General features: G+C 45.9%; 19 protein-coding genes. 15 read left to right on the forward strand and 4 right to left on the reverse strand.

Annotated features, from left to right (window positions below):
• Positions 1 to 15 precede the first annotated feature (15 nt).
• Together KSP24_RS17755 and KSP24_RS17760 are read right to left on the reverse strand one after the other, a co-directional pair.
• Positions 16 to 936 carry a sensor histidine kinase gene (locus tag KSP24_RS17755; RefSeq protein ID WP_058711511.1) on the reverse strand — a complete coding sequence of 307 codons (921 nt, stop codon included), beginning with the start codon at positions 934 to 936 and terminating at the stop codon, positions 16 to 18.
• Positions 937 to 1,614, reverse strand: a complete 678-nt coding sequence (locus KSP24_RS17760) for a response regulator transcription factor (protein WP_058711510.1) — start codon at positions 1,612 to 1,614, stop codon at positions 937 to 939.
• Positions 1,615 to 1,875: 261 nt separating this feature from the next.
• On the opposite strand from KSP24_RS17760, the gene KSP24_RS17765 reads away from it, so the two are divergent.
• The 7 genes from KSP24_RS17765 (at position 1,876) to KSP24_RS17795 (ending at position 7,844) form a co-directional block, all read left to right on the forward strand.
• Entirely contained in the window at positions 1,876 to 2,829 is a 954-nt protein-coding gene (locus tag KSP24_RS17765; RefSeq protein WP_058711509.1) for an ABC transporter permease, read from the forward strand.
• On the forward strand, positions 2,819 to 3,769 hold the full coding sequence (locus KSP24_RS17770) for an iron chelate uptake ABC transporter family permease subunit (RefSeq protein ID WP_017425553.1): 951 nt from the start codon (positions 2,819 to 2,821) through the stop codon (positions 3,767 to 3,769). Before KSP24_RS17765 ends, KSP24_RS17770 begins: the two co-directional genes overlap by 11 nt.
• Complete coding sequence (locus KSP24_RS17775; RefSeq protein ID WP_013373133.1) at positions 3,763 to 4,521, forward strand: iron ABC transporter ATP-binding protein; 759 nt, start codon at positions 3,763 to 3,765, stop codon at positions 4,519 to 4,521. Before KSP24_RS17770 ends, KSP24_RS17775 begins: the two co-directional genes overlap by 7 nt.
• Positions 4,522 to 4,533: 12 nt before the next feature.
• The gene (locus KSP24_RS17780; protein WP_013373132.1) at positions 4,534 to 5,514 is read left to right on the forward strand and encodes a siderophore ABC transporter substrate-binding protein; all 981 of its coding nucleotides are present in this window, start codon (positions 4,534 to 4,536) and stop codon (positions 5,512 to 5,514) included.
• Between the two features lie 33 nt (positions 5,515 to 5,547).
• Positions 5,548 to 6,291 (forward strand): alpha/beta hydrolase, encoded by a 744-nt coding sequence (locus KSP24_RS17785; RefSeq protein ID WP_129550003.1) that lies wholly within the window; start codon positions 5,548 to 5,550, stop codon positions 6,289 to 6,291.
• 157 nt (positions 6,292 to 6,448) lie between these two features.
• Entirely contained in the window at positions 6,449 to 7,360 is a 912-nt protein-coding gene (locus KSP24_RS17790; RefSeq protein WP_025674750.1) for an aldo/keto reductase, read from the forward strand.
• 157 nt (positions 7,361 to 7,517) lie between these two features.
• Entirely contained in the window at positions 7,518 to 7,844 is a 327-nt protein-coding gene (locus KSP24_RS17795; RefSeq protein WP_013373129.1) for a thioredoxin family protein, read from the forward strand.
• A gap of 127 nt (positions 7,845 to 7,971) precedes the next feature.
• On the opposite strand, the gene bacA is transcribed toward KSP24_RS17795, so the two are convergent.
• Entirely contained in the window at positions 7,972 to 8,769 is a 798-nt protein-coding gene (bacA, locus tag KSP24_RS17800) for an undecaprenyl-diphosphate phosphatase (protein ID WP_013373128.1), read from the reverse strand.
• 128 nt (positions 8,770 to 8,897) lie between these two features.
• On the reverse strand, positions 8,898 to 10,238 hold the full coding sequence (locus KSP24_RS17805; protein WP_016324731.1) for a hemolysin family protein: 1,341 nt from the start codon (positions 10,236 to 10,238) through the stop codon (positions 8,898 to 8,900).
• A gap of 254 nt (positions 10,239 to 10,492) precedes the next feature.
• Here KSP24_RS17805 and KSP24_RS17810 point away from each other — a divergent pair, with 254 nt between their 5' ends.
• The 8 genes from KSP24_RS17810 to KSP24_RS17845 all read left to right on the forward strand — a co-directional run bounded on the left by KSP24_RS17810 (position 10,493) and on the right by KSP24_RS17845 (position 20,262).
• Complete coding sequence (locus KSP24_RS17810; protein ID WP_058711501.1) at positions 10,493 to 11,293, forward strand: DUF1836 domain-containing protein; 801 nt, start codon at positions 10,493 to 10,495, stop codon at positions 11,291 to 11,293.
• 205 nt (positions 11,294 to 11,498) lie between these two features.
• Entirely contained in the window at positions 11,499 to 12,440 is a 942-nt protein-coding gene (locus tag KSP24_RS17815) for a glycosyltransferase family 2 protein (RefSeq protein WP_016820344.1), read from the forward strand.
• A 39-nt stretch (positions 12,441 to 12,479) separates the two neighbouring features.
• Positions 12,480 to 13,433, forward strand: coding sequence for a glycosyltransferase family 2 protein (locus KSP24_RS17820; protein WP_216976093.1), 954 nt, complete (start codon positions 12,480 to 12,482; stop codon positions 13,431 to 13,433).
• A gap of 73 nt (positions 13,434 to 13,506) precedes the next feature.
• On the forward strand, positions 13,507 to 14,886 hold the full coding sequence (locus KSP24_RS17825) for a lipopolysaccharide biosynthesis protein (RefSeq protein ID WP_013373123.1): 1,380 nt from the start codon (positions 13,507 to 13,509) through the stop codon (positions 14,884 to 14,886).
• Positions 14,861 to 15,835 carry a polysaccharide pyruvyl transferase family protein gene (locus KSP24_RS17830; RefSeq protein ID WP_025674763.1) on the forward strand — a complete coding sequence of 325 codons (975 nt, stop codon included), beginning with the start codon at positions 14,861 to 14,863 and terminating at the stop codon, positions 15,833 to 15,835. Before KSP24_RS17825 ends, KSP24_RS17830 begins: the two co-directional genes overlap by 26 nt.
• 287 nt (positions 15,836 to 16,122) lie before the next feature.
• Positions 16,123 to 16,704: a peptide deformylase gene (def, locus tag KSP24_RS17835; RefSeq protein ID WP_216976096.1), complete on the forward strand. Its 582-nt coding sequence runs from the start codon at positions 16,123 to 16,125 to the stop codon at positions 16,702 to 16,704.
• 125 nt (positions 16,705 to 16,829) lie between these two features.
• Positions 16,830 to 18,620, forward strand: a complete 1,791-nt coding sequence (locus tag KSP24_RS17840) for a cache domain-containing sensor histidine kinase (RefSeq protein ID WP_216976098.1) — start codon at positions 16,830 to 16,832, stop codon at positions 18,618 to 18,620.
• Positions 18,613 to 20,262 carry a response regulator transcription factor gene (locus tag KSP24_RS17845; protein ID WP_216976100.1) on the forward strand — a complete coding sequence of 550 codons (1,650 nt, stop codon included), beginning with the start codon at positions 18,613 to 18,615 and terminating at the stop codon, positions 20,260 to 20,262. Before KSP24_RS17840 ends, KSP24_RS17845 begins: the two co-directional genes overlap by 8 nt.
• Positions 20,263 to 20,327 lie beyond the last annotated feature (65 nt).

Below are 20,327 nucleotides of genomic sequence, written 5' to 3' on the forward strand. Positions count from 1 at the left end.
ACAGTGTTGTAAGAATTACTTGTCTATGGGGAGAAAAATCGAGAAGGTGGAACCACGGCCTCGGCGTGACCATAGTTTGATGTATCCGCCCCCAGCCGAAACAATTTCTCTTGCTAAAAATAGTCCAATCCCGACACCTTCTTGCGAGATTACAGTTTGTGACCGATAGAAGCGCTTGAAAATCTTACTGTGTTCTTCCTCAGCAATCCCAATGCCATTATCAGTAATATCAATTCGGCAGAATAAATCATAAGCACTCACTTTAATGAATATATTCCCGCTAATTTCTGTATATTTGACGGCGTTGTCCAAAATATTATAGATCGCCTCAACCGTCCATTTTAAATCAAAACAGGCCTGGATTTCTTCTTTACTCTCCATAGTAATCGAAATCCCTTTAGCGTTTGCCTTCGGCATAATTTGTTCCAGTGCAGTAGTTAGTAGCTTCTGAACTGACTCCTGCCTTGACGACAATTTAATAATCCCTGTTTCAAGCCGTGATGTTTTTACTAAGGAATGGATCAGGAAATGAAGCTTTTCGGCTTGTGTGGATAAAGCCTTTACACAAGTGGAGCCTTCCGGTGGCAAATCATATTCATTAAGCAGTTGTGAGTAGAGGATGATGTTAGCAATAGGTGTTTTCGTTTGATGCGAGATGTCAGAAATGAGCTCGTTTATTTTATTTTTTTCTGCCAACAAATTTTTCGAGGAAACGGAGCAAATGGAAAGAAATTGCGCAAGCTTGGCCTCTACTGCTGATAAGACGGATTCGTCAAAAACACGCTCTGAAAACTCGCCACTAATTGCAGTTTCAATCATATGATCCATAGTCTTCATTGTTTTATGTACGTTCTTACGATAGAGAAGAATGGTAACCCCGGCTATGAAAAGAGCAGTAATAGCAATTCCAAAACACGCATAATTCAGGGTCGTCATTCATTTCACCGCCCAAGTGTATCCGATACCGTACACAGTCTTAATGTACTGAGGAGAGGAAGGAAGGTCCTCCAGCTTGTCACGTAGCCTTTTTATGGTGACTGACAAGGCATTTTCGCCCACATACTCAGCGCCATCTGTCCAGATGCTGTCTACCAAATGATCACGGGTAATGATCTTCCCACGATGATCAATTAAGAGGCGAAGCAATTTCTGCTCCGTTTTGCTTAGCTCCACAGGTGTACCCTTTTTAGCAAACGCCATCTTATCAAATGAAAAAGAAAAAGCATCTATCTGAATGGTTTCTGCAAGAATACGCTTGTTCTTTTTTAACTGGACGTCTACTCGTGCCCTTAATACCATCAGACTGAAGGGCTTAGTGATATAGTCATCGGCGCCCAATTCCAAACCAGTTACAATATCTGTTTCCATATCATGTGCAGTTAAAATAATGACCGGCAAAGTTGTTGTTTTACGAATATCGGTTAAAAAATCTAGTCCGTTTCCATCTGGCAAATTTAGATCAAGAATCACTAGGTCAAAAGCAGCGCTTGCCAATTGTTCTTTTGAAGTACTAAGGTCATGTGTTTGCACAAATTCGTTGTTAGGTCCTTTAAGAGCGAGAGTAATGCCATTACTCAAAGCTAAATCATCTTCAACGATTAATATGCGGTTCATCTTTTTCCTCCTATATGCTTTCACAACTAAATATAGCTGGACTCACGGGCTCTCTTTCTAGTTTACTGGATTTTGCTCGTATTTGCTCACTGGTTATCGCACGGCTGTTTGGTCATGCTTAAAACAATTCAAAGAATTTGACAGATACAATATCACTGCTATAATTTATCCTAGTTGTTTTTGATAATGATTATCATTATTGGAGGGGAGGACAGGGCCGAAGCTTGGTACGAGTTATTGGACAGGCTCCCTTAGTTAGAGATGAAATTGCGCTATTTAATATTAGCTTTTCTGGTACTGGCCTTCGCCTCGGTGTTCATCGGTGTTCATGATGTGACTCCACTTGATTTGTTCCACTTAACCAACGATCAAGCGCAGGTGCTCCTGATTAGCAGATTTCCACGTTTGATCAGCATCATTATCGCAGGGGCGAGTATGAGTATCTGCGGGCTGATTATGCAGCAGCTTACCCGGAATCGGTTTGTTTCGCCCACCACCGCAGGGACGATGGATGCGGCACGATTAGGTGTGCTGATGGCCATTATGGTGTTTGGAACGGCGGGATTTTGGACGAAGATGCTGACGGCTTTTGGATTTGCTCTAGGGGGAACGCTGATTTTCATGAAGATATTGGATAAAATCCGTTTCAAGGACCCGGTATTTATCCCGCTTGTTGGTCTGATGTTTGGGGGCATTTTAAATTCGGTGACGACTTTTTTTGCCTACAAATATAATCTGATCCAGGGCATTTCTTCGTGGATGCAGGGGGATTTTTCTCTAATCATGAGTGGCCGCTACGAGATGCTGTATCTTAGTGTTCCTTTGGTTGCGTTGGCGTACATATATGCGAATCGTTTTACAATTGCAGGTATGGGTGAGGATTTTGCAGCCAACTTGGGCGTACATTACAAGCGCACCGTCAATGTGGGTTTGGTGATCGTGGCTTTGGTGTCCTCTGTTGTCATCTTAACCGTCGGGACGATTCCCTTTTTGGGGCTGGTTGTACCCAATCTGGTCAGTATGTACATGGGGGATAATCTGAAAAAGAGCCTGGCTCATACAGCGATCTTGGGCGCCGTTTTTGTGCTGTTTTGCGATATTTTGGGACGGGTGATCATTTACCCATATGAAATTTCTGTAGGGCTTACGGTTGGTGTGATCGGGAGCGCGCTGTTCTTGTATTTGCTGCTGAGGAGAAGGGCTTATGAATCCTAAATTAAAAATCGGAATATTAGCCGCTGCCGCGCTTGTGTTGATTGCTGCTTTTGTGTTTATCGATCTTCCGCACACCTGGCATTACGCGTTGCCGCGACGATTGAAAAAGGTCGCAGCTTTCATTCTGACAGGTGGCTCCATTGCTTTTGCGACCGTTATTTTCCAGACGGTTACGAATAATAAGATTTTGACTCCGGGTATTATCGGGCTGGATTCACTGTATATGCTGATTCAGACGACGATTATTTTTGCATTTGGTTCCGTCCCATTGATTTCGACCAGCAAAGAATTAAACTTTTTGCTGTCAGTGGGGATGATGGTGTTGTTCGCGGGATTGCTATACAAGTTAATTTTCCGCAAGGATGGACGGGGTATTTATGTACTTCTGCTGATCGGTCTGGTGTTCGGGACGCTGTTTAACAGTCTGTCTACCTTTATGGAGGTACTGATTGATCCGAACGAATTTGCGAAAATTCAGGACAAGAGCTTCGCCAGCTTTAGTAATGTAAACACCGAACTGTTATGGCTTTCTGTATTCGTGCTTGTGCTCGTATTTGCTTATGCGTGGAGATTTATTAAGTACCTGGACGTGCTGTCGCTCGGACGGGAGCATGCCATTAATTTAGGCCTCCCTTACAGTTATATCATCAAAAGATTGCTGATTATTGTAGCGATTCTCATCTCCATATCTACGGCACTTGTTGGACCGATCACGTTTCTCGGATTAATTGTGGCCAATGTGGCTTATCAGGTGATGAAGACGTATCAGCACCGTTATATTATTCCGGCCTCCATCTGTGTTAGTGTCATTGCTTTGGCAGGGTGCCAACTGCTGGCGGAAAGAGTATTCGATTTATCAACAACAGTCAGCGTCATTATTAACTTTATCGGGGGGGTGTACTTCCTGTACCTTTTGCTGCGGGAGAATAAATCATGGTAGAAGTCAAAAACGTAACCAAACGCTACGGGAATAAAAATGTGGTGGAGCAGGTGTCCGTCACTATACCTAAAGGCACCATTACCTCCTTTATTGGACCTAACGGCGCTGGGAAAAGCACCCTGTTGTCGATGATCAGTCGCCTAACAGATAGTGATGAGGGAGAAATCCTCATTGACGGACAGGCCGTGAGCCTGACCAAAAGTGAGGAGCTAGCCCGGAAGATATCCATTTTAAAACAGACTAATGATGTCAACATCCGCTTAACCGTGAAGGAACTGGTCAGCTTCGGCCGTTTTCCGTATTCCAAGGGCAGATTGAACAGCGAGGATCGCAAAATGGTAGAGCAGTCTATGGCCTACATGGGACTGGAGGATATGAAGGACAAACATATTGATTTGCTCAGTGGGGGACAGCGGCAGCGGGCGTTTATTGCTATGATTCTGGCACAGGACACGGAATACATACTGCTGGATGAGCCGCTGAACAATTTGGATATGAAGCATTCGGTTCAGATTATGAAGACGCTGCGCAATTTAGTGGATGATCTGGGCAAAACGATTCTGGTGGTGCTTCACGACATTAACTTTGCTTCCTGCTATTCGGACCATATTGTCGGGATGAAGAATGGCAGATTGCTGAAACAAGGAACGGCTGACGAGATGATCGATAGTCAGGTATTAAAGGATTTGTACGATATGGATATTCCGATTCAACAGATCGGTGATCATAAAATTTGTGTGTACTTCACTTAGGGGGAATGTAAAATGAAGAAAAATTTGATGTTTTTAACACTGATGCTTGCACTGGTACTGATCGTATCGGCCTGTGGCAAAGCGGCTCCGGCAACACAGGAAGCGACTGGCGATGGCTCCTCAACTGCAACAACGGAATCCAAAACTGTATCGGTCAAACACGCACTGGATGAAAACCCGGTCCAAGTCAAAGTCAATCCGAAGAATGTCGTTGTTTTTGATTTTGGTTCATTGGATACGCTCGATAAGCTGGGCGTAGACGTTGCGGCGGTAGCGCAGCAGGATCTTCCTACGTATTTGAACAAATATAAAGATTCCAAATATGCAAGTGCGGGCACGCTGTTTGAGCCGGATTACGAGAAAATCAGTGATCTCTCTCCTGAACTGATCATCATTGGTGGCAGACAAGCTGATGCATATAAAGAGTTGAGCAAAATCGCACCTACTATTTCGATGGCTGTAGACACCAAGGATTATATCAATTCCTTTAAGAAAAACGTTGAAACGCTGGGGCAAATCTTCGACAAAGAGGAAGCTGCCAAACAGGAACTGGCTGCGATTGATAGCTCCATTAAGGCTGTACATGACAAGGCTGTAGCGAGCAAGGCTAAAGGATTGATCGTACTGACAAATGAAGGAAGCCTGAGTGCATACGGCTCACAATCCCGCTTTGGTATCATTCATGATGCTTTTGGCGTAACTCCTGTAGATCCTGGCATTAAAGTATCGACGCATGGACAAAAGGTTTCTTTTGAATATGTACAGCAAAAAAATCCAGATTATATTTTTGTCGTTGACCGTGGGGCTGTGGTGGTCGAGGAAGGCAAGGAACAGGTTACAGGTAAACAAACCATTGAGAATGAACTGGTGAAGAAAACGAATGCTTATAAAAACGGTCATATTGTATACCTGGATCCTAACTACTGGTACCTGTCAGGTAATGGTCTGGAATCCGTATCTGAAATGATCAAGGAAATAGATGCTGCACTGTAATGCATACATTCACATCATGGGGGACTATGTAGGATGAAGGGTCATGTAGATGAAATTTCATTAGATGGGTATCTTGTGCACATCTATACACCTCCCGTATCTGTGAATCATAATGAGCTGTATCCTGTGCTGTATGTACAGGATGGCAGCTCTTTATTTCTAAGCGGGTTGGATGAGCTGGAAAGAGGTTTTTCTACGGGAGAGCTGCCCCGTGTAATGCTGGTGGGCATTCAGCCTGTGAATCGGCTGGACGATTATACGCCTTGGGAGGCAGTTGCTTTAGTAGAGGGAAGACCTGCTTTTGGCGGTGAAGGAGATGCGTATCTGGCGTTTGTGGTTACAAAAGTAATGCCATACGTCGAGGCAAAATATCCAGTGCAAACTGGGCTAGAGCATACTGGGATGATTGGTGCTTCGTTGGGTGGACTGATTTCCATGTATGCAGCCTTCCGTTATCAGCATATATTTGGACGTATTGGTTCGATCTCGGGTTCGTATTGGTTTCCCGGTATGATCAATTATATGCAATCTGCATCATTTGCCACTGTAATGGCTGGGACACACCGTATATATATATCTGTTGGGACCCGTGAAGGTGAAGGGAAGACGAATGTACAAAAAGATATGGTTCCGTTGACCCTCCAGGCATACGAGGTGCTGCTGACACAGGGATTGGATGCCAAAGAAGTGCTGCTTGAGCTGGATCAAGATGCGGTACATCGTGTGGATTGTTTTCAGCGTCAGTTTCCTAAGGCCATACAGTGGCTGTTCGGATAGCATAAAATGGAATACAGATTTCATACAACAACTTCAACGGATTGGAGAGCGTGGAGTCTCTATGTCCTTGGGGTTGTTTTTTTTGTATGTATTTTTCGTATAATAGAGAAATGTTAAAATTTTAAGTTATGCGTCATGGAAGTGAGGGGGGACAACAATGAAGAAAAACCGCCTGGGATCTTCGGATTTGCTGGTAGGTGAGATTGGCTTGGGATGTATGTCGGTCGGTACGGAGGAGCAGCAAGCCGTTTACTTGATTCATGAAGCGTTAGACAGGGGTGTAAATCTGTTGGATACGGCCGATTTGTACCAGCATGGGCGCAATGAAGAAATTGTAGGGTCAGCAATCCGTGGACGGCGGCAGGATGTCATCCTGGCGACCAAGGTCGGCAATCGGCGTATACCAGGGCAGGAGGGATGGGAATGGGACCCGTCCAAGAAATATATCCTGTCCGCCGTTAAAGAGAGTCTGCGCCGCCTGGGAACGGACTATATCGACCTGTATCAGCTGCACGGAGGGACGATTGACGATCCGATCGATGAAACCATTGAGGCTTTCGAGCAACTGCAGCAGGAGGGTGTCATCCGCTACTATGGTATTTCCTCCATTCGCCCGCATGTCATCCGTGAATATGTGGAACGCTCGAATATCGTTAGTGTTATGAATCAGTATAGTTTACTAGACCGGCGTGCAGAGGAAGAAGTATTGTCTTTGCTGCAGGAGCGGGGAATTAGCGTGATTGCACGTGGACCCGTGGCGAGCGGTGTATTGGCTGACAAGGGGGAAGAAAAGGCGGCCAAGGGATACCTAGACTACGAAGAGGCAGAGCTACTGGACGTGCGCAAGCAATTAAAGGCATTTGCAGGACCGGAGCGTAGTATGGAGCAGACGGCAATCCGTTATAGCCTGTCCCATACGGCTGTCGCGGCTGTGATTCCGGGTGCAAGCTCTTTGGGACAATTGGAGCATAATATTTCTGCAGCAGATATTGCACCGCTAACTGAGCACGAGCGAGAGACGCTACAGCAAATCAGTCGAGCCAATCGTTATGACGCGCAATACCGCTGACCCGAGCCATAGTAGGATAAGTGAAGTATACGCTCGAACATGTACTCATTCCAGTTGCAATATATACAAGAATCATTACAATATAGGAATAAGCCTGATTTATCATTCATATGTGAATGTGAAGATATTATCAGTTCACTCTAGGAGGGACCAATAAATGGAACGCATCGAATCTGAGCAGCAATATCAGGATTTAATTAATGGTGACGGTCTAACTGTCGTGAAATTTGATACCAGCTGGTGTCCAGATTGCAAGACGCTGGATAAATTTATGGACGGCATTATGAAGGAGAACGCGGATAAGCGTTTCTTTGCGCTGGATGCCGAGAAGTTTCAGCCGATTGCTGAACAAAATCAAGTACGCGGCATTCCGAGCCTGCTCGTGTTCCGAAATGGGGAGAAAATTGCTCATTTGCACAGCAAATACGCCAAAACGCCAGCTCAAGTTTCGGAATATCTGACTACGCTGGAATCCAAACAGTAATCAGTACGCATGGTAGATCTAGATCAGGATGATCTATTGAAGCCCGCGAAATAGCAAAAGGGATATCCAAGGCTGACCTTAAGGCCACTTGGATATCCCTTTTTGGTTGTAGGATACCAAACAATGATTACAAAATAATGAAAAAGAACACAGCTGCCAGCACGAAACGATAGATGGCAAACGTAGTCAAGCTCAAGCGTTTGAGCAGACCGAGGAACGTTTTGATTGCCAGCATACCGACGATAAATGCAGTAATAAAGCCGGCTGCGAACACCGGGAAATCACTCATAGACAGATGATCCATACTTTTAATCATATCAATCCCTGATGCACCCAGCATGACCGGAACAGATACGAGGAATGTAAATTCTGCGGCTGCCGTATGGCTTACACGTGCGAATAGGCCCCCAGACATAGTTGAGCCTGAACGAGAGAAGCCTGGCCACAGAGCTAGGACTTGGAACACACCGATGGTAAAGGCTTGTTTGTACGTGATCTCATCCAACGTATGTGATCTAATAGGCGGATGGAATTTTTCAGCCGCGATCATGAGCAAGCCCCCGATGACCAAACTGTACAAAACCGTTTCAGGACCAAACAAGTATTGCTTGATTACATCACGGAACAGTACACCAATTAATCCCGCAGGGATCATGGCTAAAATAATATGTAACAGGTTTAGACGTGGCTGGGATGAGATTTTGCGTCTGAAATCAAACAGGCTGAGGAATCTGCGCCAGTATAATACAACGACCGCCATTACAGCACCTAATTGTACGATAACCTCAAATGTTTTGACCGTATCATTCTCGGTGTTCAACCCTAGAAGATCAGCCGTAAGGATCATGTGACCCGTCGAAGAGACCGGCAAAAACTCTGTCAGCCCTTCAATAATTCCCATAATAATAGATGATAAAATATCCAATTTACTAGCTCCTCCTTACACGCATGTAGGGCAAACAACCTGAGTCGTTTGCCCTAAAAATATGTCATTTCAGTAGGAGTGAACGCAAGTGCCAAGTGCAGTATGCTGGTCGCTCAGATCACAAAGGTTCACTCCTGGGAAGAAGTGTCCGATTCCGACTCCATTTCCGAGGTCGGGGATTTGTGGTGTAAAATAATTTCCACCCGACGAATACGATTTTTACCCATTTCACGAATGATAAATTTCACATCATCTTCTATGAATTCCTTGCCCTGTCTCGGTTCCGGAACCCGGCTATACACCCACCCTCCGACAGTATCCACGTCTTCATCGTCCAATGCCAAGCCCGTCAGATCACTCAGATCGGAAAGCATCACTTTACCATCCATCAAATAACTGTTCTCCGTCAGTTTCTCGATTTCCTTCCGTTCATCCTTATCAAATTCGTCCCGGATTTCGCCGACAATCTCCTCCAAAATGTCCTCAATGGTAATCAAACCAGAGGTTCCACCATATTCATCGACCAGGAGAGCGATATGAACCTGCTCCTTCTGCATACGTTTCAGCAGCGTGTTGACGGGGATAACTTCCGGAACGGTCAAGATCGGTTGAATCAAGCTATCGAAAACAAGCTCGGGATTGCGATCATACTCAAGGAATAGCTGCTTGGTATTAATCATACCAATGATCTGATCCTTGCTGTCTGTCGCTACCGGAAAACGGGTATACTGTTCTTCGTGAATAGTCTGCATGTTTTCTTTGAGCGAGCGATTCGTAAACAAGCATACCATATCTGTACGTGGCACCATAATTTCTTTGGCAACGGTCTCGTCAAAAGCGAAGATACGATTCACGTAGCCATATTCGGTGTTATTGATCTTACCACTTTCCACGCTTTCGGACAAAATGATCTGAATTTCTTCCTGAGAGTGCGCTTCTTCATGCTCACTAGCCGGTTGAAGACCAAACAGACGAACCAGGCGATTGGCCGAGCCGTTAAGGAGCCAGATAAACGGATACATAATCCGGTTAAACCACACGATGACTGGAGAGGTTAACAAGCTGACAGCTTCCGCTTTGCGGATCGCCAATGTTTTGGGAGCCAGTTCGCCGATCACCACGTGCAGGTAAGTTACAATGACAAATGAAATAATAAAGGCCAGGATATGTGAAAACTCCCCATTGATGTTGAGCTGTTGAAAGAGAGGCTCCAGCAGTTTGACTACAGTCGGTTCACCGAGCCAACCGAGTCCTAACGCTGTAATCGTAATACCAAGCTGACAGGCGGACAGGTAGCCGTCCAGATTATTGACGACTTTTTGTAGCGCCAGTGCGTTTTTACGGTTCTCCACGACCAGCTGATCTACCCGGCTGGAACGGATTTTAATAATCGCAAACTCGGTAGCCACGAAGAAAGCACTAAATAAAATCAACACCGCAAACAAAAATAGACTGACACCTATACCCATATAATTTTCACTCATCCCTTTTTCGTTCAATTTTTTAAGAAACTCTATTTTGAGTTCACTTGAACTTATTTTAAGAACTTAAAAGAAAATATACAAGGTTCATATGGAATCGTAGCAGGTCACCTACCTCTAATTTACACGAAAAATAAGGCATAATAGAACCCGCACGGCTCATTGCTTCACTTTACAAGCCTAGTTTAAGGGCGTATGATGAGTTCGAATGAACTTGAAATGTAACAAAGGGAGGAAAGCAGATGGAGTCTTTTACCCTCACTCGCCGTGATATGGCCCATTTGCTGCTGGCCATGGAAGGTCGCAGCGATTTGCAGCCTTTGGCTGTTCTCCAAGACGCTTGGAGGCGCACTCATAGCCATCTTGCCCGTTCCGGTAGCACCATGCCGACATTTCTATATACCGAAGTGACGCCTGTACTGGATAAAATCATCAAGGGCAAGCACAGCGCAGCCTTTTCGCTGCAGGAAATTGTTTCTCTAGGCCAACTGGTGGAATATAGCCATGTCTCACTCGCCTCTATGCAAAATTGGGTCAAACGTGATTTTAAGGAGTTTCTCGGCGCTCCGAAGATCGGCAAAAAATACTCAGTCAACCAGGCAGCCATATTGCTTATCGTGGAAGATTTAAAATCATGTCTTGATTTTGAATCCATCCGTCAGCTATTTCATATCCTGTTCCAACAGCCTGAAGATGATACGGATGATCTGATTCAGCCGGTCGATTTGTACGCTGCATACTCAACTTTATTTGAAGAACTGGATGCGAACGGAGACCAACTGCTTGATGTGACAGGAGCAGGGTATGCCAAAGACAACGGAAATTCTGCTACAGGACAGAAGCGGCAGGAAGCTGCGACAGAAGAACTGCTGGTACAGGCTGCAGATCAATATACTTGTCGTTTACAGCACTTGACCCCCAACCAGTGTGAAGCAGTGCGTAATACTTTGCTGGTGGCAGCGGTATCGGTGCAAAATAGTTATTTTTTGTCGATGGCGCGTCGGTATGTGAATGCGACATTATTTTTGGATTTTCAAGGGTAGATCAGGATTGGCGCAAGAGGCCGATCCTATTTTTTTTGCTCTTTATTGAGGATTGTCTACCCTTTTGGAGACTGAAAAAGTATACAAAAGAGGTATATACACTCAAACGCTGTCAAAGATACAATAAACATATATAATCCAGCAATTGGAAAAACTTTGAATATCTCTTCCAAAGCATCTGGATACACACACAGGAGGTAATGGCATGTCCGATGTCTCCATCATCATTTGTACCCGCAACCGGATCGAAGACCTGACACGCTGTATACAATCTATTGCTGCACAGCAGCAATTGGAGCATACAGCTGTAGAACTGCTGATTGTTGATGACGGCGATATTTCCGACCAACAGATTGAACAGTACCGTCACATGGTATCCGGATTGCCTCAAGGTGTTCTCAAATATTATAAAAAAAGTCGTCCCGGCGTTTGGTTATCCCGCTATGAGGCCTTGTCTCTCGTGCGGTATGATATTGTGCTGTATTTTGACGATGATGCCGAACTGGACGATAAACTCTATATCCGGCGCTTGCTCGATACCTACGAACAGGATGAAACGATTGTAGGTGTTGGAGGGATTGCAAAGGGACTACATTCAAGCCGGGCAGGAAAGCTGCTTGGCGTTTTGACTTTTCAGATGTCTTCTTCCCTTGGCAAGCTCTCACCCAGTAGTCTGGCAGGTTCTTTGCTGCGTTGGAGCGAAGCAACCGAGACTTTTGACACTGAATTTTTCCATGGCTGCAATATGTCATTTCGGAGGGATGCGCTTCGGGACATGAAGCCGTATCCGTGGATGACCAGCTATGCGGTGGCTGACGACTTGTACATGTGCCAGTTAGCGAGCCGTTACGGCAAACTGGTGATTAATCCTGACTTAAAAATCATCCATCATGAATCTCCAAGCTCGCGCGATAAGGCGGGCAAAGTAGCCAAGGCGACAGCAATTAACCACTATTATTTTCTTGCCCTGAAAAAGGCGGGATTTATCCAGTATGGAGCTCTTTTATGGACTTTAACCTACTTGATGCTCAAAGAAACGCTGCGCCGTAATTTTAACGCAGCAGATGGATACAAGCAGGGGGTGTTGTTCATTCTGAACCCGCGTAAGCAAAAATATAACGAATATTTAGGCCCGGCGGTTCAGTAATCTGCTTTATACACATTGACAGGATAAAGGGGGAGTATGATGTTAAGCTTGTCCATTGCTCTGTGCACCCGCAATCGGGTTGACGATCTGACCCGATGCATCAATTCAATTGCCATGGGGGGAGCACCAGAGGCATGTGAAACCGAGCTGTGGATTATTGATGACGGAAAACTGCCAAAGCATGTGCTGGAACGTTATGAGCGTCAGTTGGGCAGAGCGGGAATTGCCTACCGATATCATCGTAAGGAGCAGCCCGGACTATGGTTATCACGTGTAAAGACGGTGGAGCTTGCGCAAGGTGACATCATTTTGTTCCTTGACGATGATGTTGAGCTGCCAAGCAACTACTTGAATGAGTTAATGCGCACCTATGAGGTGTATCCGCAGGCAGCTGGTGTTGGCGGCATAGCACAGGGAATGAGTAACAGTTTCATGGGTACGATTCGCTGCTTGCTTTCGTTCCAGCAATCCTTGTCCAAAGGAAGATTGTCCCTCAGCGGTCAGTCCGGCTCGATGTACAACTGGCATAAGGCCAAGAAGACGTTTAAGACCCAGTTTTTTCATGGTTGTAATATGTCATTTCGCCGTGATGCGATTCTAAGTCTGGAGCCGGTACCTTGGTTGCAAAGCTATAGCGTCGGCGAGGATTTATTGCTTTCCCGTATCGCCATGAAAAGCGGTCCATTGTATATTAATCCGGCGCTTACGCTGCTTCATCACGAATCGCCGTCCTCGCGCGACAATATGGAACAGGTTACTTATATGCGGGTGATGAATCATATTCATCTACTACGTGACGAGGGGTCTGGGCCGATCGGTTATGCAGCACTATATTGGACGACGTTGTATCAGATTTTGAGGGAAAGACCCAAAAAAAATCATAAAGCCATTCAAGGCTATAGAAGAGCACTGAAAGAAATTTTCTCAAGTACGAAGGAGCCTGTTAGCGGAGGACAGTTGTCTAAGCGCAATTCCAAAAAAACGGTGGGCTGATGGAAGTGCGTCAAAAGACGCGATGTGAGCATAGAGACGAGAGGCTTAATAAGGAACAGGAGTTGGACGTAACATGAGCACATGGACAGCAGCAAGGAAAGTATTCACGGGTGACAGTCTCGCCAAAACGATCATGCGCACAAGCTTTAATAATTTTTTTGTGCTAATCGTCACGACCCTGACTTCCATCCTGACCGCACGTATGCTCGGAGTAGAGGGGAAAGGTGAACTGGCGGCTGTTCTGTTCTGGCCTACGCTGATCGGCAGTGTATTGAGCTTCGGCTTGCCAACATCGTTAATTTATAACCTCAAGAAGAAAACAGGCACGACGGAAGAACTGCTGGCGTTGTCGCTCTGGATTCAGTTGCCTGCCAGTCTGTTGGCGGGAGCGGTGGCCTGGATATGTATGCCGTTGTGGCTGAATGGCTATGGTGCAGACATCATCCAACTGTCGCAGATTTATTGTGCGGCAGCAGTACCGCTAGCGGTACTTACAGCACTCACGACGGCATTATCGCAAGGACTGGATCGATTTAGCGTATATAACGGCCTGTTGTTTTACTATCCGTTACTGAATTTCATCGGTCTAGTGACCCTGTGGCTGATGGGCTTACTCAATGTGCAACTGGCGGGGGCAGTGAATTTTGCTGCGAGTTTCCTTGCGCTCATGTGGGCGTTCCTCCGTTTGCGCAAGCATATGAATTTGCGCGCATTTCGTCCGTTGACCAGCCGCCAAGTGCTGCGCCCTTATTATAGCTATGGAGCGCGGGTGTACGGGATGGAGTTGATGGGGACGCTGTCCACACAAACGGACAAAATCGTAATTGTGGCGCTGCTGTCACCCAAAGCGTTCGGTCTGTACTCTGTTGTCTACGCCTTGTCCCGTGTGTTCAATGTGGTGCAAAATGCCGTCACTAATGTAACCTTCCCGAAGGTGACAGGGATGGAACACAGCAAAATTGTCGAAACGGTGGGTCGTGCTTTTCGCATCTCTATGGCTGCGATGCTAATCGTCATTGTACCGGCTCTCTTCATTGGACGATACATGCTGGGATTGCTGTACGGTCCCGCTTTTCTGGAAGCATCGCTAACGTTCTACCTGCTGTCATTGGAATGTATTATTGGTGGTGGCTCATGGATTTTGGCTTCGGCCTTTAACGCACTCGGTCGTCCGGGACTGGTACTGTTCCGGCAAATTGTAGCCTATGCGATCACCGTCGGTCTGTTTTTTATTTGTACACCGATCTTCGGTCTGGACGGCATTGCTATTGCTCTGCTTGTAGGTGCTTGTGTACGGTTGGCGTTCTCGCTGTTCTCGTTCCCCATGTTTTTCAATGTTCCGCTATCCCGGATCATTTTTGATAAAAGTGATATTACATTTGTCTTACAGACTATACAAAAGAAGCGCAGGAAGGGAGAACTGAAAGATGCCGAATTCGCATCCCATGGCTAAACTGAAAAATAAGCTAAGCGTCATTCTCGACGTAGTCCCTCAAGGTTCGAATATTATTTATGTTGATTATCCCGTCTATAATAACGGTGGGGATGTACTGATCATGAAAGGCACCGAAGCGTTCTATAAGGATAATGATATTCGTGTCCGTGCCCGTTATAGCGCCATGGATATTCCCGATCAGCTTCATATTCCGGGCGACTGGATTATCGTATGCCACGGTGGTGGCAACTTTGGCGACTTATATTCAAATCACCAAAATTTGCGAGAACGCATCGTTCGTGATTTCCCTAACCACCGAATTGTTATCATGCCGCAGACGATCCACTTCCAGTCTGAACAGAAGGCTAATGAGGTGGCTGCCCTGTTTAATGCTCACCCCGATCTACATATGTTTGTGCGGGATACACGCTCTTATCAGTGGGCTAAGGATAAGCTGAACCAGTGCAACATCACATTATGTCCTGATATGGCGCACCAGCTTTGGCCATTAAAGCCAACTACGGAAACCGTTAAGGATGTACTGTACTTCCTGCGTACGGATATTGAAACGGTGGGGGGGCAAAAGAAATTCGATGACGAGGCTGATGCCTCTCACCGTCTGGACTGGGATACTTTATTCACTCCGCTGGAAGTGAAGGGGATCGTCTATTTCCAAAAGTTTTACCGTCTGAATAAGAAAATTGGTGGCCCGTTGCCTACCCGTACATTCTGGTACAAGTACACCGACCATCTTATGAACAAGGCGGTTACGCTGTTCAGTTCTTATCGCGAGGTTCGCACTTCACGGCTGCACGGTCACATTCTGGCCTGCCTGCTTGATATGCCGCATGTTGTCATTGACAATTCTTACGGCAAGAATTCGCAATATTATAATACCTGGACACAGCCGAATCCGAAGGCAAAGCTGTTCAGTGAAACACCTGAAGCATTAGAGCAGCCGTCTTAATCGTAAGAAAAGCTAGTTAAAGACCTCCTGAACACTTCATTGGTTTAGGAGGTTTTTGGTTCAGTACTACAAAGAGCATAAGTATAATTTAATTAGATAAACAATTAACGCAATGAATATTTAAATGACTTAATCTATAAGAGAGGATATTTTCGCTCTATTTTGACAATTCATTTCATGAATAGATATAATTTATGGGATAAAACTTGCAGAAAAGCGCGGAATTCTCCAGCTTTTGCTGTACATCACATGATCGTATATTTATTTAAATGAATCGAGGCTGACGAATGAGCAATCAATCGATGGACATGCTTCTCACGAAGGATATCGTGCGTGAAGGGGAACCGACTTTGCGCAAAAAGGTTGATCCGGTATGTCTGCCGCTGTCTGAAGAGGATCTTCAACAGATGCAATGGATGCTGGATTATCTGAAAAATAGCCAAAATGAAGAGCTGGCCACCCGCTATGAGCTGCGCCCGGGTGTAGGACTATCCGCCAACCAGGTTGGGTTAAATAAAAGAATGTGTGCTATTTATTATGAAGACGGAGACCAAACGGTAGAATATGCCCTGTTTAATCCGAAGCTGGTCAGCCACTCTACATCCATGATTTATTTGGAACAGGGGGAGGGATGCTTGTCTGTAGATCGGTATATACCCGGATATGTACCGCGTTACGAGAAGATTCGCATCAAGGCCAATTTGCCGGACGGAACTCAGGAGCTGTTAACGTTTAAGGGTTATGCAGCGATTGTTGTACAGCATGAAATGGACCATCTGGATGGCATTATGTTCTATGACCGTATCAACCCGGAAGATCCGCATAAGCTGCCACAGGGAGTGCATATCGAACCTTTTGTACGTAAATAGTTCGTGATCTGTAAAGTGTGGTGACTCCGTTCACCACCTTTTTATTTGGCAAGAAAATATGGATATAAATGTTGTGAAGCTTTAAACTGAAAACATGTAAGCGCTTATTTCGCGGGAGGGATGGCATGTATCGTGGAGTCCGGCATCTGATGAATAATATGCGTATGCGGAATAAGCTGCTCTTCTCCTACGTACTGATTGTCATGATCCCAGTACTGGTAGTGGGCGGCTGCGTTACTTTTTATTTGCGAGAGCAGGCACTGGACAGTGCGATTGCCCAGACGGTAAATAATGTGGAAAAGATTAAGAGCCAGACAGCAAATTTACTACGTGTGCCAACAGATATTTCAAATGGGCTGATGTTCGATAAAAGGCTAAAGGAGATGGCGAACCGTCGTTATCCCGGCATGGTGGAGCTCATGAATGCGTACCATCAATACAAGGATTTTAATGAGTACACCCAGCAATATAGAGAGGTTGCTACTATCCGGTTCTATTCTTACAATCCGACGTTGGTCAACAATCTGGAGTTTATTCCTGTGGACTCTAACATTGAGCGGCAGCCGTGGTTCCAGGAGGCTTTGAAGGGGACGGCGATTAACTGGTTTTACATTCAGGATAAGGAGGATAACCCGGTTAATCGCCTCAGCCTGGTACGGCAAATTCCTTTTCCCGAATACAATTCCAAGGGAGTTCTGATGATTGCACTGAGTCAGACCGAGTTGAATCATATGCTGAGCAAGGAGCCCTTTGAAACCTTGATTGCGGATCGTAACGGAATTGTGGTCGCAGCTACCCATCCGCAGTCAGTAGGTCGGACGTTGACGGATTTACATTTAGGCTTTGATGTCCAGCGTGCAGGTAAGGGGATATATGAAGCAAAAATTAACGGAACGCCCTCGAACATTATTGTGGATGAGCTGCTGCCAACCTCAAGTGTGAGCGGATTGACGATTATTTCGGTGTTTTCAACGGAACATATCGTGCAGGGGGCGAACCGGGTCAGCCTGATTGGTGCATTATGTGTACTAGCGGTACTCATCATGGCGCTGGTTCTGATTACCATCATTTCCTGGCTTATTACCAAACGGCTTCAGCGGCTGAGCTATGAGCTGGGTCAGGTAGCGGCGGGTGATTTTCATGTGGTATCAAGTGTGGAGGGAAGGGACGAGATCGGTGATTTATCCCGCCGTTTCAACTATATGGTGAGTAGTATCCGCCAGCTTATGGCACAGGTCTATGAGACGAGTGAGCATAATAATAAGCTTGAATTGGCACAAAAGGATATCAAGCTAAAAATGATGGCAAGCCAAATTAATCCGCATTTTCTGTTTAACGCCTTAGAATCCATTCGAATGAAAGCACACCTGAATGGGGAAGCGGAGATAGCAACGACGGTTCGTTTGCTTGGCAGGCTGATGCGCAGGAATCTGGAGATTGGCAGTGGTAAAACAACCGTATTACAGGAGCTGGATATGGTGCGATCCTATTTGCAAATTCAGCAGTTCAGGTTTGGAAATCGTTTGGTCTATGAAGTGAATTTGGAAGAAAGCGCGAAGGACATGTCGATTCCTCCCTTAATCATACAACCGTTAGTGGAAAATGCAGTCATTCATGGCCTAGAAAATAAGGAAGAACCAGTTACCGTAAAGGTAGATATCACAATAGAACAAAGAGAGCTGCACATTAAAGTGGCTGATGATGGAATTGGCATGGAGGAAGAGCAACTGACCCGTCTGTTGGATCGGATCACGGGTACGGAGGAGCCGGAAGGGAGCAGTATTGGTCTACGCAATGTTCATCAACGTCTGACATTGATGTATGGTGAACGTTATGGTCTGCATATTGAAAGCGCATTACAGGTAGGAACAACCGTATACTTTTCCATACCAAGGGAGGAAGCGTCGAATGTATAAAGCGATGATTGTAGATGATGAGCCTGCGATTCGTGAAGGACTGTCTTCCATTATTGACTGGGGAGATTGTGGCTTTCGCATCGTCGATACGGCTGAGAACGGACGCGAGGCTTTGGAAAAGTTCGGAGAGCATCGACCGGAACTGGTCATTGTAGATATTCGTATGCCTGGGATGAGTGGGTTGGAGGTTATACAAAGCATACGCCAAATGAATGGGGAGCCGTATCACTTTCTCATTTTAAGCGGATATGCAGACTTTAATTATGCTAGGCAAGCCATGGGATTCGGGGTGGATGGTTATTTATTGAAGCCCGTTGATGAGGAAGAAATGACGCTGGAGCTAAAGCGAGTACGGCAAAGCATTGAAAACGAAAAGGGAGATGGAAAGTGGGGGAGTCCGTCTTCGCATGAGCGCGATTGGATCGAAGCATTGCTGTTTCCGGTTCATGGAGAACATGCTCGTAATGCTGTAGAACCCAGCCATCGTGCATCCAAGCAGGCTGAACACCAAAACGGCGGTGGAAAACACGGACAACAGCCAGCGTTACCAGCCTTGGACTGGAGTAGCTATCAGGTGGTTTTGCTGGATTTGCGTATACCTGACTGGGATCGGCAAGCCCGGCAGCTGGCAGCAAAGCAGCGGCTGGCCGAATTGTGTCGTGAGCAGGGTAGAGGCATTGTGTTTGAGGCTGGAATATATACGGGCCTATTGCTTCCCGCCATGTTAAAAACGGAAAAAGATGCTGTTCAGTTGTTGGCTGCATGGCGACAGGAGCTAAAACCGTGGGTAAATGAAATCTATGGGGCTGCCGGCGCTCCGGTAGACATTCTTAAGGAGATCCCCAAATCTTTTGAGCAGGCGTTACGATTATTGGAGCGTACGTTTTTGTTCCGGGCAGAAAGAGTCATGCTTCCCGGAGACCTACATGAATGGGAGACAGTCCCTGCTCACATGAATGAAGCGTCTGATAGAGCCCCAGATGCCCCCATGCGTTATGCAGAAAAGCTGTACTATGCGCTGGATATGGCTAATGGTAAAGCGGCGACCCGTGTCATTAAGGACATGGAAGTCCAATTTCCCCAGATTTATCGTACAGAATCTGCAATCAAGGCGGCATTCGCTCAGACATTCACACTTGCACTGAACAAGTATGCAGCTGGACAGGAACACAGCCGGACCGTGCTGGAGGAGCATTCCAACTTAATTACCAATGTATATGCCTATTCAACATTGGGCGAGCTGGTGGATCACTCGCTCGAACATGTGTTGCAGTGGATTGGCCAGACTGATACGGGTGGCAAGGAGATCATCATGAAGCAAATGATTGACTTTATACATGGTCATTATGATGAAAATTTGCGACTGGAGTTACTGGCAGATATGTTCAATTACAATAGTGGGTATTTGGGCAAACTGTTCAAAAGTCATACAGGCGAGGCCTTTAATGCCTACCTGGATAAGGTAAGGATTGAGCGAGCAAGGGAATTGCTTGCACAGGGGATTAAGGTACACCAAGTGGCGGGCCGCGTGGGGTATGCGAATGCAGATTATTTTCATAGTAAATTTAAAAAGTATGTTGGAATGTCACCTTCCTCTTACCGTAATCAGGTCCAAAAGAACGGAGGAACAGATGGCTGTTGATCGATTCCCTAGGTTTAACGTTATGAAGTCTCTCTTGCAGATGTCGGAGGTATCCCCTCCGAATG

The sequence above is a fragment of the Paenibacillus sp. AK121 genome, from assembly GCF_019042715.1.
Taxonomy (GTDB): domain Bacteria; phylum Bacillota; class Bacilli; order Paenibacillales; family Paenibacillaceae; genus Paenibacillus; species Paenibacillus polymyxa_C.